At 70.5% G+C, this 15,715-nt stretch carries 12 protein-coding genes; 11 read left to right on the forward strand and 1 reads right to left on the reverse strand.

The window, feature by feature from the left end:
- Positions 1–21: 21 nt before the first annotated feature.
- From ACFYPG_RS20230 to mltG, 4 genes are all read left to right on the forward strand, one after another.
- On the forward strand, positions 22–327 hold the full coding sequence (locus ACFYPG_RS20230) for a hypothetical protein (RefSeq protein ID WP_091401860.1): 306 nt from the start codon (positions 22–24) through the stop codon (positions 325–327).
- Positions 324–3,002, forward strand: coding sequence for an alanine--tRNA ligase (gene alaS / locus ACFYPG_RS20235; RefSeq protein ID WP_387353346.1), 2,679 nt, complete (start codon positions 324–326; stop codon positions 3,000–3,002). Before ACFYPG_RS20230 ends, alaS begins: the two co-directional genes overlap by 4 nt.
- 72 nt (positions 3,003–3,074) lie before the next feature.
- Positions 3,075–3,533, forward strand: a complete 459-nt coding sequence (ruvX, locus tag ACFYPG_RS20240) for a Holliday junction resolvase RuvX (RefSeq protein ID WP_387353348.1) — start codon at positions 3,075–3,077, stop codon at positions 3,531–3,533.
- Positions 3,533–4,726, forward strand: coding sequence for an endolytic transglycosylase MltG (gene mltG / locus ACFYPG_RS20245; RefSeq protein ID WP_387353350.1), 1,194 nt, complete (start codon positions 3,533–3,535; stop codon positions 4,724–4,726). Before ruvX ends, mltG begins: the two co-directional genes overlap by 1 nt.
- Before the next feature lie 110 nt (positions 4,727–4,836).
- Here the strand turns inward: mltG and ACFYPG_RS20250 are convergent, their stop codons facing one another.
- Positions 4,837–5,268 (reverse strand): peptidoglycan-binding protein, encoded by a 432-nt coding sequence (locus ACFYPG_RS20250; protein WP_355009217.1) that lies wholly within the window; start codon positions 5,266–5,268, stop codon positions 4,837–4,839.
- A 266-nt stretch (positions 5,269–5,534) separates the two neighbouring features.
- Here ACFYPG_RS20250 and ACFYPG_RS20255 point away from each other — a divergent pair, with 266 nt between their 5' ends.
- The 7 genes from ACFYPG_RS20255 (at position 5,535) to ACFYPG_RS20285 (ending at position 15,711) form a co-directional block, all read left to right on the forward strand.
- Complete coding sequence (locus ACFYPG_RS20255) at positions 5,535–6,365, forward strand: shikimate dehydrogenase (protein WP_387353352.1); 831 nt, start codon at positions 5,535–5,537, stop codon at positions 6,363–6,365.
- Positions 6,366–6,614: 249 nt separating this feature from the next.
- Entirely contained in the window at positions 6,615–8,321 is a 1,707-nt protein-coding gene (locus ACFYPG_RS20260; RefSeq protein WP_355009215.1) for a glycosyl hydrolase, read from the forward strand.
- A gap of 221 nt (positions 8,322–8,542) precedes the next feature.
- The gene (locus ACFYPG_RS20265) at positions 8,543–10,480 is read left to right on the forward strand and encodes a hypothetical protein (protein WP_387353354.1); all 1,938 of its coding nucleotides are present in this window, start codon (positions 8,543–8,545) and stop codon (positions 10,478–10,480) included.
- 132 nt (positions 10,481–10,612) lie between these two features.
- Positions 10,613–11,128 carry a DapH/DapD/GlmU-related protein gene (locus ACFYPG_RS20270; RefSeq protein ID WP_355009213.1) on the forward strand — a complete coding sequence of 172 codons (516 nt, stop codon included), beginning with the start codon at positions 10,613–10,615 and terminating at the stop codon, positions 11,126–11,128.
- Positions 11,121–12,719 (forward strand): lipopolysaccharide biosynthesis protein, encoded by a 1,599-nt coding sequence (locus ACFYPG_RS20275; protein WP_387353356.1) that lies wholly within the window; start codon positions 11,121–11,123, stop codon positions 12,717–12,719. The genes ACFYPG_RS20270 and ACFYPG_RS20275 overlap by 8 nt, the downstream gene beginning before the upstream one ends.
- 68 nt (positions 12,720–12,787) lie before the next feature.
- On the forward strand, positions 12,788–14,077 hold the full coding sequence (locus ACFYPG_RS20280) for an O-antigen ligase family protein (RefSeq protein ID WP_355009211.1): 1,290 nt from the start codon (positions 12,788–12,790) through the stop codon (positions 14,075–14,077).
- A complete protein-coding gene (locus ACFYPG_RS20285) occupies positions 14,074–15,711 on the forward strand; it encodes a lipopolysaccharide biosynthesis protein (protein WP_387353359.1) in 1,638 nt (545 codons plus the stop codon). The genes ACFYPG_RS20280 and ACFYPG_RS20285 overlap by 4 nt, the downstream gene beginning before the upstream one ends.
- Positions 15,712–15,715 lie beyond the last annotated feature (4 nt).

Here is a 15,715-nt window from a genome sequence, read left to right on the forward strand (position 1 = left end):
CGCACCAGGAGGTAGCGGGACATGAGGCGCTTGTTCTGGCTCGGCATCGGGGTGGCCGTCGGTGTGATCGTGGTCCGCAAGGCGACCCGGACCGCGCAGGCGTACACGCCGGCGGGTATCGCCAGCTCGCTGACGGAATCCGCTGGCGGGCTCGTCGAGTCGCTGCGTAGTTTCGTGGAGGACGTCCGGGTCGGGATGGCCGAACGCGAGCAGGAGATCCACCACGCGTTCGCCCAGGGCGAGGCGTTCGACGACAAGTTCGCCGACCTGCGGGAAGACCCGCGAATCGGCGATCGAGAAATCTTTCCGGAGGAACACCAGCGATGAAGACGGCGGAGATCAAGCGGCGGTACCTCGCGCATTTCGAGGCGAATGGGCACGCCGTGGTGCCGTCCGCTCCGCTGCCCGCCATCAGCGATCCGAACCTGCTGTTCGTCAACGCCGGCATGGTGCAGTTCGTGCCGTACTTCCTGGGTCAGCAGACGCCCGCGTACCAGCGGGCGGTGAGTGTGCAGAAGTGCATCCGTACGCCGGACATCGACGAGGTCGGTAAGACGAGCCGGCACGGCACGTTCTTCCAGATGAACGGCAACTTCTCCTTCGGGGACTACTTCAAGGCCGGTGCGATTCCGCTGGCGTGGGAGTTGTCCACGAAGCCGATCGCCGAGGGTGGGTACGGGCTGGATCCGGAGCGGATCTGGCCGACGATCTACCTCGACGACGACGAGGCGTACGAGATCTGGCGGTCGGTGGGTGTGCCGGCGGAGCGGATCGTGCGTCGGGGCAAGGCGGACAACTTCTGGTCGATGGGCATTCCCGGGCCGTGCGGTCCGTCGTCGGAGCTGTTCTACGACCGGGGCCCGGAGTACGGGCGTGAGGGTGGTCCGGCGGTCGACGAGGACCGGTACATGGAGTACTGGAACCTCGTGTTCATGCAGTTCGAGCGGGGGCCGGGCACCAACAAGGAGGACTATCCGATCCTGGGTGACCTGCCGGCGAAGAACATCGACACGGGCATGGGCCTGGAGCGGATGGCGTCGATCCTGCAGGGTGTGGACAACCTGTACGAGATCGACGAGGTCCGGCCGATCCTGGCGCGGGCGGCCGAGCTGACCGGGAAGCGGTACGGGGCGCACTCGGGGCACGTGGCGAGTGAGTCGCACCCGGACGACGTGCGGTTGCGGGTGATCGCGGATCACGTGCGCACGGCGCTGATGCTGATCGGTGACGGGGTGACCCCGTCGAACGAGGGCCGCGGGTACGTGCTGCGGCGGATCATGCGTCGGGCGATCCGGTCGATCCGGTTGCTGGGTTGGCAGGAGCGGGCGCTGCCCGAGCTGCTGCCCGTGGCGCGGGACTGCATGGCGCCGTCGTACCCGGAGTTGGCGAGTGACTTCGACCGGATCGCGGACTACGCGTACGCGGAGGAGGAGGCGTTCCTGTCCACGCTGCGGGCGGGAACGACGATCCTGGACACCGCGATCGCGGAGACCCGCACTGCGGGCGGCTCGGCGTTGTCCGGGGCGAAGGCGTTCCAGTTGCACGACACCTACGGCTTCCCGATCGATCTGACCCTGGAGATCGCCGCGGAGCAGGGTCTCAGCGTCGACGACGAGGGGTTCCGGCGGCTGATGGCCGACCAGCGGACCCGGGCGAAGGCCGACGCGCAGGCCCGCAAGACGGGGCACGTCGACCTGTCGGCGTACCGGTCGGTGCTCGACGCGGGTGGTCCGGTGACGTTCACCGGGTACGGCGAGGTGTCCCGCGAGTCGACGGTGCGGGCGCTGCTCGGCGCCGACGGCCCGCGTCAGGCGGCGACCGAGGGCGACACCATCGAGCTGGTGCTGGACACCACCCCGTTCTACGCCGAGGGCGGTGGGCAGCAGCCCGACCAGGGCATGATCACGGTTGGTGGCGGGCAGGTCGAGGTGCTCGACGTGCAGCAGCCGGTGCCCGGTCTGATCGTGCACCGTGCTCGGGTGATCCGGGGCGAGGTACGCGCCGGTGAGGCCGGCTTCGCCGAGATCGACACGACGCGGCGTCGGGCGATCTCCCGGTCGCACACCGCAACGCACCTGGTGCACCAGACAATGCGCAACTTCCTCGGAGAGTCGGCCACGCAGGCCGGGTCGCTGAACGCCCCCGGTCGGCTCCGGTTCGACTTCAACACCCCGACCGGGGTGTCGCCGAGCGTCCTGCGTGACGTGGAGCAGCAGGTCAACGAGGTGCTGCTGGCCGACCTGGAGGTGCACGCCTTCATCACCTCGTTGGAGGAGGCGCGGCGCATCGGCGCGATGGCGCTCTTCGGCGAGAAGTACGGCGAGGAGGTGCGGGTCGTCGAGGTGGGTGACTACGCCCGGGAGCTGTGCGGCGGCACGCACGTGGCCCGCTCGGCCCAACTCGGCCTCGTGAAGATCCTCTCCGAGTCGTCGATCGGCTCCGGCGTCCGCCGGGTGGAGGCGCTGGTCGGTATGGACGCCTTCGGCTTCCTGGCCAAGGAGCACCTGTTGGTCTCCCGGTTGGCCGAGCTGTACCGGGTGCCCAACGATCAGGTCGCCGACCGGGTGGAGCAGACCGTCACCCAGCTTCGGGACGCCGAGAAGGAGCTGGAGAAGCTGCGCGCCCAGTTGGTGCTGGGTGGCGCGGCGGCGCTCGCGGCGCAGGCCAAGGACGTGCGCGGGGTCGCGTACGTGGGCACGGAGGCGCCGGAGGGCGCGGCCGGTAACGATGTGCGCACCCTGGCTCAGGAGATCCGCGGCAAGATCGACCCGGCGCGGCCGGCGGTCGTCGCGGTGGCGGCGCGCTCGAACGGCAAGGCGTCCCTGGTGGTCGCGGTCAACGCGGCGGCGCGCAGCCGGGGCCTGGCCGCGTCGGATCTGGTGAAGGCGGCGTTCTCCGGGCGGGGCGGTGGCAGCCCTGATCTGGCCCAGGGCGGCGGTCTGCCCGCGGCTGAGGCACCGAACCTGCTGCTCACCGTCGAGAAGGCGATTACTGAAGCGTGACGGATCATCACTGTGAGTCAGGGCGGGCCGATTGGTCCGCCCTGGTTCGTACCCGGTCGGTGGTGACCGTCGGTGGCTGAGCTGACGCGCGGTGTGCGGATCGGTGTGGATGTCGGTCAGGTGCGGGTGGGCATCTCCCGCTCGGATCCGGACGGGATCTTGGCAACGCCGCTGGTCACACTGGCCCGCGATCTCAAGGCGGCGCCGGACGCGGTGCCGAGCGACCTCGCCGAGTTGGCCGCGTTGGTGGCGGAGCACGAGGCCGTCGGCGTTGTCGTCGGTCTTCCGGTCAATCTCGCCGGCAAGCACGGTCCTGCGGCCGTCCATGTGAAGGCGTACGCTGACCGACTGGTCGATGTGATAGCGCCTGTCCCGGTAACGCTCACTGACGAGAGGATGTCGACCGTGGTCGCTTCTCGTAGGCTTGCCGAGCGTGGCGTCCGAGGTAAACGTCAACGTGCGGTTGTCGATCAGGCGGCCGCGGTGGAGATCCTGCAGAGCTGGCTGGACGCGCAGCGGAGGCGGACGTAATGATCGACGATCTGGATCTTGGGTTCGACGATGCGGAGCGGGGGGAGAAGGGTCGGCACCGGCGCGGCTTCCGCAAGCGCAAGAGCGGGTCCGGCGGCGGCCGGGGCAAGACGTTCCTGGCTCTGCTGATGGCCCTGCTCCTGTTGGGCGGCATCGGCGGTGGCGCGTTCTACGGCTTCGACCGTATCCAGAACTACTTCGTCACCCCCGACTACGACGGCAGCGGGGCTGGTGAGATCACCGTCGAGATCAAGGCCGGCGCGCTGCTCGCCGACATGGCCGACGCCCTCGTGGCAGCTGACGTGGTCAAGAGCCAGAAGGCGTTCATCGAGGCGGCCGAGGCCAACTCGCGCAGCAAGAACATCCAGCCGGGCACGTACAAGCTGCGCAAGCAGATGAGCGGCGCGAACGCCGTGACCGCGATGCTCGACCTGAAGAACAAGATCGTCAACGGGTTGACCATCCCCGAGGGCCGCACCAGCTTCAACATCTACAAGCTGCTCTCCGAGAAGACCAAGATCCCGGTCAAGGACTTCCAGGCCGCCGCGAAGGACCCGGAGGGGCTCGGCGTCCCGGACTGGTGGTACACGCGCGGTGACGGCAAGAAGAGCGTCAAGTCCATCGAGGGTTTCCTCTTCCCGGACACCTACGAGATCCCGCCGAAGTCCACCGCCGAGAGCATCCTCAAGCTGATGGTGAACCGTTTCCTGTCGGTGACCGGTGAGATGAAGTTCGCCGACCAGGTGCAGGAGAAACGCAAGGTCAGCCCGTACGAGGCGCTGATCGTGGCCTCGCTGGCCCAGGCCGAGGCGGGCAACAAGGACGACCTCGGGAAGGTCGCCAGGGTCGCCTACAACCGCGCGTACGGCGAGTTCCCGTGCAACTGCCTGGAGATGGACGTCACCGTCAACTACTACCTGGAGTCGATCGGTAAGCCGACCAAGTCGTCCAAGCAGATGACGGCGGCCGAGCTGGACGACCCGAAGAACCCGTACAACCGCAAGCTGCCGGGCATGATCCCCACCCCGATCAACAACCCGGGCAGGCAGGCCCTGGAAGGCGCGATGGACACGCCGACCGGCAAGTGGCTCTACTTCGTGGCCATCGATGACAAGGGCCACTCCGCATTCGCCGAGACGTACGAGCAGCACCAGCGCAATGAGAACAAGGCTCGGGAGGCCGGCATCATCTGACCGGCCCAATCACGCCGTAAAGGCTCCCTTCCCATTGCGACCGCAATTGTGGTCATCGCCGGGAAGGGAGCCTTTGCGGTCAGTCCTGACGCGCAATTACTGCGTCATTGTCAGTGACTCGTGCCGGTCCACGTGCCGGTGCGCGGGTTGAGGAACGTCCACACGCCATTGCTGTTCTGCTTGCGCAGACCGAACGTGCGGTTGTAGCCGTAGTAGAAGTAGCCGGTCTGGGTGCTCGTGTCGAACCCGGTGTTGCGGTTGACAGCGCCGTACGCCTTGCCCCAGGTCTGCGGCCCGACGGAGCCGTCGATGCCGATGTTCATCACGTCCTGCCAGGTCCTGGTCTTGGCAGCGGTGTTGGAGCCGAACTCCCCGTCGATGAAGCTGGTGCCGACGGTGCCGCTCAGGTCGTCGGCCCAGACGATGGCCTGCCAGAGCCGCACGATGTTGCCCGAGCGCACGCAGGAGCTGGAATTGCACAGCTGGTGGTTGTCCGACCAGCTTCCCGCTGCGGCATCGGCCTTGGCGGGTGCGCCGATCATCAGCGAAAGGCTGAAGACCGCGGCAATTGCGATCAGGGCACGCAGAATGCGTTTGTTCAAAGGTTCCCCCCATTTTCGGATCGGTCGTACCGTCGCCGGAATGCTTTCACTCCCATCGATGAGCGTCAAGCGCTGGCCGCCCCCGGGCGTGGTCCTCGACAGTGGGTCTCTGGTGGCTCGATCTGCCTGCTGGGTAGGGTCGATCCGAGGGTCCGTGAGGACGGAGACGTGATGCGGAACACGACAGCAGCGCTGGGTGGTGCGGGGTGAACGAGGCGAGCCGTAGGGCCGCGGTGCTGGGCAAGCCGATCGCGCACTCCCTCTCCCCGGTGATCCACACCGCGGGTTACGTCGCCGCCGGGCTGACTGGCTGGTCATATACCCGGATCGAGTGCGCGGCGGCCGAGCTGCCGGATCTGGTCGCCGGCCTGGGCCCGGAGTGGGTCGGGTTGTCGGTGACCATGCCGGGCAAGGAGGCGGCGCTCGCCGTGGCCGACGCCGCGTCGCCGGTCGCCGCCGCCGTCGGTGCGGCCAACACGTTGGTACGCCGTCCGGACGGCTCCTGGTACGCGGACAACACCGACGTCGCCGGCATGGTGCGGGTGCTCACCGACGCCGGTGTGACAGCCGGCGCCGCCGTGACGGTGCTCGGCGCCGGCGGGACGGCCCGCGCCGCGCTCGCCGCCGCCGCGCAACTGGCCTGCTCGTCGGTGACGGTGGTGGCCCGCCGACCCGAGGCGGTCGACGAGTTGCGCCCGGTGGCGGACGCGGTGGGTGTCGCGCTGACACCCGCTTCGTGGGCCGACGCGCCCCGGCGGCTCGGCACCGCCGACGTGGTCGTCGCCACGGTGCCGAAGGGGGTGGCCGACCCGCTGGCCGGCGCGGTGGCCTGGCGGCCGGGCGCGGTGTTCTTCGACGCGCTCTACGACCCGTGGCCGACGCCGTTGGCGACGGCCGCCGACGCGGCCGGTTGCCGGATCGTCTCCGGTCTGGATCTGCTGCTGGCCCAGGCGGTCGGGCAGTTCGAACAGTTCACCGGCGTGACCGCGCCGACGGCGGCGATGGCCGCCGCGCTGACTGCCGCTCGCGCCGGCTGACGGACCGAACAGGCAGCCGGAACGTCCTGGAGGCGGCAGCTTTCCACCGGTTCCGTTGACTCCGCGCGTGCTCCACGGGCAAGGTGTGTGGCGGGCTTCGGTCGCGCCCCTGGCCAGAGGCCCTGAATTCCCCGAGGCGGTTCCTTAGCTGACGGTTAAGACGCGCTTACGGAAAACTGTCCTACCTGCCACATGTCCTGGTCATCGATACGCTGCTCACCGTTACGGACGCAGACACAGGGAGTTTCCTTGACCAGGCACGGACTGCACCGCATCACCCGGTTCCGCTCCGGGCCCCGGCGTAAGGCGATTGCCATCGGCGTGGTCGGCGGTTCGGTGGTGGCCGGCATCGTGGCGACGATGATGCCGCTGCTCGCCAGCGACGACCTGTCGATCCGGGCGGCGGCCGACACCACCGCCACCGCGGTCTCGCAGGACGGTGACAACGCGGCCAAGTCGACCCTCGCGACCTGCGCGACGCGCTGCGACGGCAACCCGCGCGGTGGCCGCGAGGCGGTCATCGAGTTCGCGGTGACCACGGTGCCGTCCACCGCGGTCAACATCCGGGCGACGCTGCGGGTGCACGCCTGGCAGCAGTTCCCCGCCACGGTGACGGCGCACGCCTCGCCGCTGAGCGCCCGCGAGTCGCGGCCGCCGCTGACGTCGGCCGGTGCCGCACTGGACAGCGTGACCAGCGTGTCCAAGGGCTTCAACGAGTGGGACGTCTCCAAACTGGTCACCGGCAACGGCACCTGGACGGTCTCGTTGGCGCAGAGCGGCCTGGAGAGCCGGATCTACTGGGCGTCGGTCGAGAACCGCAACCCGGACCTGCGACCCAGCCTGCTGATCAGCTACGACCTCGGGTCCCGGCCGTCGCCGCCGTCGCCCACCCGGCCGGCACCGCCGCCGTCGCCGAGCACGTCGCCGACCACCGCCTCGCCGAAGCCGTCGCCGACCATCGCCCCGACCCGGACGGCGACCCCGAGCGCCAGCGGCACCGTTCCGTCCGGCAAGTGTGGTTCCGTCTCGGACAAGCTCGTCCCGTCCTGTGGCGCCTGGTGGGGCATGTACTCGCCCGCCGGTGCGGCCGGCGGCTGGGACCACGGCAAGGCCGTCACCGATGTGGAGAGTCAGGTCGGGCGCAAGTTCGACATCGTGCACCGCTACCACGACTTCTCGAATGCCGGCAGTAACGGCGCCTTCCCCGACATGTACGAGCAGCAGCAGATGCGCGAAGGCCGGCTGATGTTCTTCGCCTGGGAGTCCCGGGACTTCTCGGCCGGCACCACCCTGAAGTGGTCGGACGTCTACGGCGGCAAGCAGGACGGCACCATCGACGCGGTCGCGGGCCGGATCAAGGCTGCTGGTGTGCCGGTCTTCATCGGTTTCGACCACGAGCCGGAGGACGAGCCGAACAAGGGCAGCGACGCCGATTTCGTCCGGGCCTGGCGCTACGTCCACGAGCGGTTCGCCAACGCCGGTGCGACCAACGCGGTCTGGGTCTGGACGATGATGGGCTGGTCCGGGCACTACTCCCGGTACGCCGGCCTGTACCCGGGTGACCGGTACGTCGACTGGGTGGCCTACGACCCGTACAACTTCCACGTCTGCAACGGCAGCACGGTGTGGAAGAGCCCGAGCACGACGGTCGGTGGTTTCTACCGGTGGCTGGACGACAACGGCATCGGCGCGGGCAAGCCCCGGATGCTCGCCGAGTTCGGCACCAACTTCAACTCCGCCGACCTGGGCGCCAAGCAGCGCTGGTTCCAGGATTTCCCGGCGGCGCTGAAGGAGCACCCGAAGATCAAGGCGGCCATTTACTTCAACTCGGCCGGCATGACCAGCCGCACGTCGACCTGCGACATGACGATGAACCACGACGCCGCGGCGGTGGCCGGCTTCGCGAAGGCCGGCCAGGACCCTTACCTGCGGCAACCCACCGGAGGTAACCGCTGACGTTCGAAACGGGCTGACCGGACGACGTTCGCCGGGGGTCGCGCAGCCGATCCTCCGGCGTTCTGTCGGCTTGCGGATTCATGCACCGCCCAATCGGCGGATTTTGTTTACCAGGCTGGACGAGGCACGCTACCTCGGGTTCTCATCCAATCTGGAGGCGCAGCGTGCCCAAACTCTCGCACTTGTGGCGTTTTGCAGGACGACGTCGTACTCGGGCGGGGATGGTCGCGTTGGCGATCATCGCCGCAGCTCTGGGCGTGCCCACGACCGCGTCGGCCGCGGTGGTGCCGGTCCCGGCCACGGCGACTCTGGTGTCGGCGAACCCCGCCGACACGACCCCGCACGCCCGAGACGGTGAGACCCGTGCCTTCGCGCAGGTGGGCAACACGGTCTTCGTCGGCGGCAGCTTCACCCAGCTCCGGCAGACCGCGAGTTCCGCGTGGGTGACGCAGCGTTACCTCTTCGCGTACGACCGGACGTCCGGCACCATGTCGACCACCTTCCTGCCGGTGCTCGACGGCGCGGTCAACACGCTCCTCGCCGGCCCCGGCGGCACGCTGATCGTCGGCGGCACCTTCAAGAACGTCAACGGCGTCTCCCGGAAGAACCTGGTGGCGCTCAACCCGTCGACCGGCGCGATCATCGACAGCTGGGTCGGGCGTTCCGACGGCGGCACCGTCCGTGACCTGGCGCTGCACGGCAACTGGCTGTACGTGGCCGGCGCGTTCAACTGGCTCAACGGCACCGCGCACGCCGGTCTGGGCCGGCTCAACGCGACCACCGGCGCGATCGACCCGAGCTTCAGCATCGACGCCACTGTGGGACGGCACGGCACCACGTCGTACGTCTGGACCATCGACGTCGCGCCGGACGGCGGCACCCTGGTCGTCGGCGGCAACTTCACGCTCGTCAACGACCTGCCGCGCAACCAGATGGCGTTGGTGGACGTCTCCGGCACTCCCACCCTGCTCGACTGGAGCACCGAGAAGTTCGCCCCGCCGTGCGCTTCGCCGACGACCTTCGTGCACTACGTGCAGGACGTGAAGTTCGGTGAGGACGGCAGCTGGTTCGTGGTCGGCACCAACGGCGGCGCCGGCTGGCCGACCGCGTACTGCGACGCCCTGGTTCGCTTCGAGACCGCCGCGCGGGGCAGCGGCCTGCTCGCGACCTGGGTCGACTTCACCGGCAACGACACCATCACCTCGGTCGAGGTCGCGGACAACGTCATCTACCTGGGCGGGCACTTCCGTTGGCTGAACAACCCGAACGCCAGCGACAACGCGGGTTCGGGCGCGATCGACCGGCTCGGCATCGCCGCCGTCACTCCGGCGACCGGCATGCCGGTGAACTGGAACCCGCGCCGTAGCGGCAGCGCCTCGATGCCGTCGGGCACCAGCAGCTGGGGTTCGTCGGTGCCGGTGCTCTGGCGCGGCTCGGACGGCCTTTACTTCGGGCACAACTCCGATGGCATGGGCGAGGAGTACCACGGCCGGCTCGGTATGTTCCCGCTCGCCGGCGGACGCACCTTCACCGCGAAGAACCCGCCGTCGGCCACCACCGGCAACCTCTACGTCGGCACCGCCTCGGGCACCGTGGCGAAGGTGCCGTTCAACGGCACCGAGCTGGGCACCGCGACCAGCGTCAGCCAGCCCACGTACACGGCGGCCGGCGCGACGTGGCGGGTGGACGACCGGATCTACTGGTCGCACACGGTGGCCGGCACGCCCACCGGCAGTCGGATCGACATCTCGCTCTTCAACGGGGGCGCGATCGGCTCGCCGTGGGAGGCGTCCGGCTACAACGACTGGTACAACCCGGCGTTGCTGACCGGTGCCTTCTTCCTCGACGGCCGGCTCTACTACACCCGTACCGGGGCCAACAACCTCTACTACCGGTACTTCGAGATCGACGGCAACTACCTCGGTGCCACCGAGTTCGCCCTGCCGACGACCGGTGTGACCTGGTCCACGGTGCGGGGCATGGCCTGGGTCGGCGGCCGGATCGTCTACGGCTCCACCGACGGCACGCTGCGGAGCGTGCCGTTCGACCCGACGGCCGCGCCGACGGCGGTGGTCAACGGCACCACGGCGACGGTCATCAGCAGCGCAACGCCCGAGTTGTCCTGGTCTACCCCATCGACATTCTTCTCCGTACAGTAAGGGTCAACCGTTCGTAACGGAGCATCGGTAGATTGTTCACGTTGGGCCGGTGGCGGGTACCCACCGCCGCCGGCCCGCGACGGTGGGGGAGGGTCGTTGCTCGGCGCCGGTGGCATCCGAACGAGACGCGCGGTGCGTCTGGTCTTCGCGGTCAAACGCGGCTGGTATCAGCTCCGTTACCGACGGTTGACGCTCGGTCGAGACGTGGAGATCCGTGGCCGGATCCGGTTGCGGCGCGGTGTGCGGGTCACCATCGGTGACCGCACCCGGTTGAACAAACTCGTCCGCTTCGCCGGTCCCGGCGAGGTACGCGTCGGCGCGGACTGTCTGCTCAACGCCACCTGGATCGGCACCTGGACGTCGGTGACAGTGGGGGACAGGTGCCTCCTGTCGGACTGCGAGCTGCTCGACAACGACTTCCACAACCTGCCCCCCGAGCAGCGGCACGCACCGCCCGGCCCGCTCACCCGTGCTCCGATCGTTCTCGAGGACAACGTCTGGGTCGGTGCGCACGCTCTGGTCCTGAAGGGCGTGCGGGTCGGCCGGGACAGCGTCGTCGGCGCGGCGACTGTGGTCCGCACGGACGTACCGCCCGGCGTCGTGGTCGTCGGCAATCCTCAACAGACGGTGAAGAAGTTCCATGACTGATGCAGCGCCCGCCCCCTGGCCCACGGACGGCCCGTCCTCCGGCACCTCACGTGCCGTGACACTGACCGACCTGCTGCGGGTGCCGATGCACCGGTTGCGGTTGGTCGCGGCGGTCGCCATGGTCGGCCTGCTCGCCGCGCTCGGCTACGTGCTGCTGGTGCCAGCGGCGCTGTCCGCGAGCGCCGTGGTCGCGGTCCGGCCGGTCGTGACAGACGCCTTCACCCCCAGCGGCGCGGGTGCCGACCGCGCGGTCAACATGAACGTGGAGAGCGGCATCGCCACCGGCACCGAGGTGGTGCAGCAGCTCGCCGAATTCGCCGGCGGCGACCCGCGCGACATTCGTGACGCGCTCGAGGTCGAGGTGCCCACCGGTGGGCAGATCCTGCGCTTCACCTACCAGGCGCGCGAGGCGCAACAGGCCGTGCAGAGCGCCAACAGGGCCGCCGAGGCGTACCTGAGCGTGCGCCGGACCATGTACGAGCAGCAGCGCGCCGAGATGCTGCGCTCCTACGACGCCAGCATCACCAAGGTCGCCGCCCAGCAGACCGCGTTGCAGAAGCGGGCGAACACCGCCAAGGACACCGCAGCCGGTGACGCGCTGGTGGCCGAACTGGCCGGGATCAACAACCAGCTCACCCAGCTCAACGCCGCCCGTACCGAGATCGCCGCGGTCGACGTCAACCCCGGGTGGGTCACCCAGACGGCCGAGAAGGCGCTGGTCACCTCCGCCGGGCACCGGCCGCTCTACCTGGTCGCCGGCCTGCTCGGTGGCGCGCTGGTCGGCATCGTCCTGGCGTACCTCTGGGAGTCGACCGACCGGCGGGTCCGCTCGGTCGCCGACGGCCGGGAGGCCTCCGGCCTGCCGCTGCTCGGCACGGTGCGCCGGCCGGCGTTCCGGGGCAGCCCCCGGGCGGTCGACGCCGACATCCGGTACGTGGCGATGGCGGTCGCCGAGCGGGTCCGGCAGCCGGCCCGGGTGGCCCTGGTCACCGCCCGGGAGGACGCCACCCCGCTCACCGCCGGTCTCGCCGTGGCGCTCGCCGTGGACGGCCGGGAAGTCTTCGTCGCCGACGACAGCGGACGGATCGAGCGGCTACGTGCCAGCGTCCTCGCCGACCGGGGGCGACTGCCCATCGACCCGTCCCGACCGCTGGTGCCCAAGCCCCGGCCGGCCGGCAGCACACCGGCCGCCGGTGCCACCACGGAGAGCACGCCCGCCCGTCGGCCCTCCCCGCACCCGCCCGGCGCCCGCCCGTCCACCGACCCCGACGCCACCCTGACGCTGCCGAGGGTGGCGTCCGCCCGCCCGGAGAACAGTCGCGTCGTCACCCCCGACGAGGTTGTCGTGGGTGTGGGCAGTGTCCGGTTCGGCACCTGGCGGCAGGGCGCGGACCACGGCCTGGTTCTGTTCAACGCCCCGCCGGCCGAGTCCGACGAGCGTGGCGTGGCCGTGGCCCGGCAGGGCAGCGCGGTGGTGGTCGTGGAGCGCGACCGCACCCGGCAGAGCGACCTGCGGCGCCTGGTGGAGCGGCTGCGCGCCGCCGGGGTCACCCCGCTGGGCTTCGTGCTCACCCGAAACGGCCGGGCCTGAGCGTGTCGGTGACCCGCGCCCCGGCGACCGAACCACCACCCGGAGGCGCTCCGCAGGAGCCCGCGCCGGTGCCGCCGTCCGCGCCGCCGCACCTGCCGCTCTGGCCGCTGTCGATGATGTTCGGCCTGGTGCCGCTCTGGTGGCTGCTCGGTGCGTTCTACCTCGGCTGGCCGCTGCTGGGCGCGCTGCTGTTCGCGTTGCTGCTGACCCGGGGGCGCGTGCCCCTGCCGCCGGCGGCCGGTATCTGGCTGCTCTTCCTCGCCATCGTGGTGGTCAGCGCCACCCAGTTGTCGTCGCCCGCCTCGCTGCTCACGTTCGCCCTGCGGCTGGCCTTCTACCTGACCGCGCTGGTGGTCGGCGTCTACGTCTACGCGGCAGCCCGGGAACGCGCCAGCCTGGTGGCGGTGCTCACCCCGCTCTGCGCGTTCTGGTTCGGGCTGGTGGCGCTGGGCTGGCTCGGGGTGCTCGTGCCCCGGCTGGCCATGACGACCCCGATGGAGGTGCTGCTGCCCGGTGGGGTGGCCGGCACCCCGTTCATCCAGGACATGGTGCACCTCACCACCGCTGAATACAGCGCCCGTTCGCTCAACCCGATCTATCGGCCGGCCGCGCCGTTCGCGTACACCAACAACTACGGCAGCGCGTACGCGATGACCCTGCCCTGCGTGGTGGCCTTCGCGATGCTGCGCCGGCAGGGGCTGCTGCGCTGGGCGCTGCTGGCGTCGCTGCCGCTGTCGCTGGCGCCGGCGTTCCTCACCCTCAACCGGGCGATGTTCCTCAGCCTCGGCGCCGGGCTGGCGGTGCTCGGGGTGCGGGCCAGCCTGCGCGGCAACGTCCGGGTGGCCGCCTCCATCGTCGGGGTCGTGGTGATCGGCGGGTTGGCCACCCTGTTCATCCCGATCACCGAGCTGATCAGCAGGCGGGTCGACTCCAGCGACACGAACACCGACCGGCTCTCGCTCTACACCGAGGTGATCCGCCGGGTGCAGGAGTCGCCCTGGTTGGGCTACGGGGCTCCCGTGAACGTCGACACGGTGTCGGCGGCCGCGCCGATCGGCACCCAGGGGCAGTTGTGGATGGTGCTGTTCAGCCACGGCGTACCCGCGCTCATCTGCTTCCTGGCGTGGTTCGTCGCCGCGGCGGTGATCTGCGCGCGGGCGACGTCGGCGGCCGGGCAGTGGCTGGCGGTGGTGCCGGTGGTCTGCCTCGTGCAGGTCCCGTTCTACGGCATGGCGAACCAGAACCTGGCGGTCGCGTTCTTCGCTGTGGCCTTCGCGATGGCGCTCACCGAACGCGAACGGCTGACCCGGCTGGCCGGGTCGCCGCCGCCCGCGCGGATCGCGCCGGTGCCCGCGTGACCGCCGCGACCCGACCGTCGGCCGGTGCCGACGAGGGCCGACCCACGCCCGCCCCCGCCGAGGGCCAGGCCGCGTCGTCGCCCGCCGAGGACACCGGCTCGGCCGAGACCCGCCGCAGCGCGCGTAGCGGCGTGGCCGGACTGCTCGGCGCGGCCACCAGTGGCCTGTTCGGGTTCGTGCTGGCGGTCGTGATCACCCGGGGCTACGGTCCGGCCGGTGCGGGCGCGTTCTTCGCCGCGATCGGGGTCGTCACAGTGGCCACCGCGATCTGCACGCTCGGCGCGGAGACCGGTCTGATGTGGGCCCTGCCCCGCCGCACCGCCGGCGTGCGCGGCGACGCCGCCCGGGTGCTCCCGGTGGCGCTGATCCCGCCGCTGTTGACCGGGCTGCTGGTCGCCGGCGCGGGCGTGCTTGCCGCCGACGCCCTCGCGCCCCGCCTGCTGCGCGGCTCCGGTGCGAGCGGCGACGCTCTGCTCACCGTCACGTTCGCCGCGGTGCCGGTGGTGGTCGCCATGACCCTGCTGCTGGCCGCGCTGCGCTGCGTGCGGCCCATCCGGGCGTACGTCGGGGTGCAGTTCCTGCTGCTGCCGGTCGCCCGCCCGGTGCTGGTCGGCGCGGCCGCGTTGGCCGGTGGTGGCCTGCTCGCCGGCATGACCGGCTGGTTGGTGCCGGCGGCGTTGGCGCTGCTGGCCTGTCTCACCCTCGTCGCCGGCCCGCTCGGGCTGGGCCGGGGCGCGACGCTGCGTCCGCACCGCGCCGACTGGTCCACGTTCTGGCGCTTCGCGTTGCCCCGGGCCGCCTCGGCGGCCATCGACGCCGGCAGCATGTGGGTGGGCGTGCTGCTCACCTCGGTGCTGGCCGGGCCGGCGGACGCCGGTGTCTTCGGCGCCGTCGGCCGGTACGTGCTGGCCGGTCAGTTGGCCATGCAGGGGCTGCGGGTGGCGGTGTCGCCGCAGCTGTCCCGGCTGCTCGGGCGGGGTGAGCGGGCCGCGGCGGCGGCCGTGCACCGGCAGTTGACCACCTGGGGGCTGGTGCTGTCCTGGCCGGTGTACCTGCTGCTGGCGGTCTTCGCGCTGGCCTTCCTCCAACTGTTCGGGCCGGAGTTCACCGCCGGTGTGCCGGCGATGACGGTGCTGGCGCTGGCGATGCTCGTCAACACCGGAGTGGGCAACGTGCAGAGCCTGCTCCTGATGGGCGGGCGCAGCGGGCTGCACCTGGTCGCCACAGTTGCCGGGTTGACGGTGACCGTCTCGCTGGGTCTCTGGCTGATCCCCCGCTACGGCGCGACGGGCGCGGCGGTGGCCTGGGCGGCCGGCATCGCCACCGAGAACCTCACCGCCGCCGGGTTCGCCCGGTCGGTGGTTCGGGAGCCGCTGTTCGACGCCGCGATGGTGCGTGCCGCGGCGGCCACGATCGCCGGTGTGGGTTCGGCCGCCGGGGCCGGCGTGCTGGTGGGCGGTCGCGGCCTGCCCGGCCTCGCGGTGGCGTTGGCGGTGCTGCTGACCGGCTGCGTCGGCATGTTGACGTTGCCCCGGGTGCGCGCCGGCATCCGGGGGACCATGAGGCAGATCCGTGGAGGGGACAACGCGGCCGCGGCCGCCGAACCCACCTCGGCATCGACGAGAGGCAGGTGAGGTT

Source organism: Micromonospora sp. NPDC005553 (assembly GCF_042871765.1).
GTDB lineage: Bacteria > Actinomycetota > Actinomycetes > Mycobacteriales > Micromonosporaceae > Micromonospora.

Excerpts from the sequence above, each read along its gene's own strand:
- alaS (WP_387353346.1), top strand. The coding sequence starts at position 324 with ATGAAGACGGCGGAGATCAAGCGGCGGTACCTCGCGCATTTCGAGGCG.
- ACFYPG_RS20265 (WP_387353354.1), top strand. The coding sequence starts at position 8,543 with ATGGTCGCGTTGGCGATCATCGCCGCAGCTCTGGGCGTGCCCACGACC.
- ACFYPG_RS20275 (WP_387353356.1), top strand. The coding sequence starts at position 11,121 with ATGACTGATGCAGCGCCCGCCCCCTGGCCCACGGACGGCCCGTCCTCC.
- mltG (WP_387353350.1), top strand. The coding sequence starts at position 3,533 with ATGATCGACGATCTGGATCTTGGGTTCGACGATGCGGAGCGGGGGGAG.
- ACFYPG_RS20230 (WP_091401860.1), top strand. The coding sequence starts at position 22 with ATGAGGCGCTTGTTCTGGCTCGGCATCGGGGTGGCCGTCGGTGTGATC.
- ACFYPG_RS20250 (WP_355009217.1), bottom strand. The coding sequence starts at position 5,268 with ATGATCGGCGCACCCGCCAAGGCCGATGCCGCAGCGGGAAGCTGGTCG.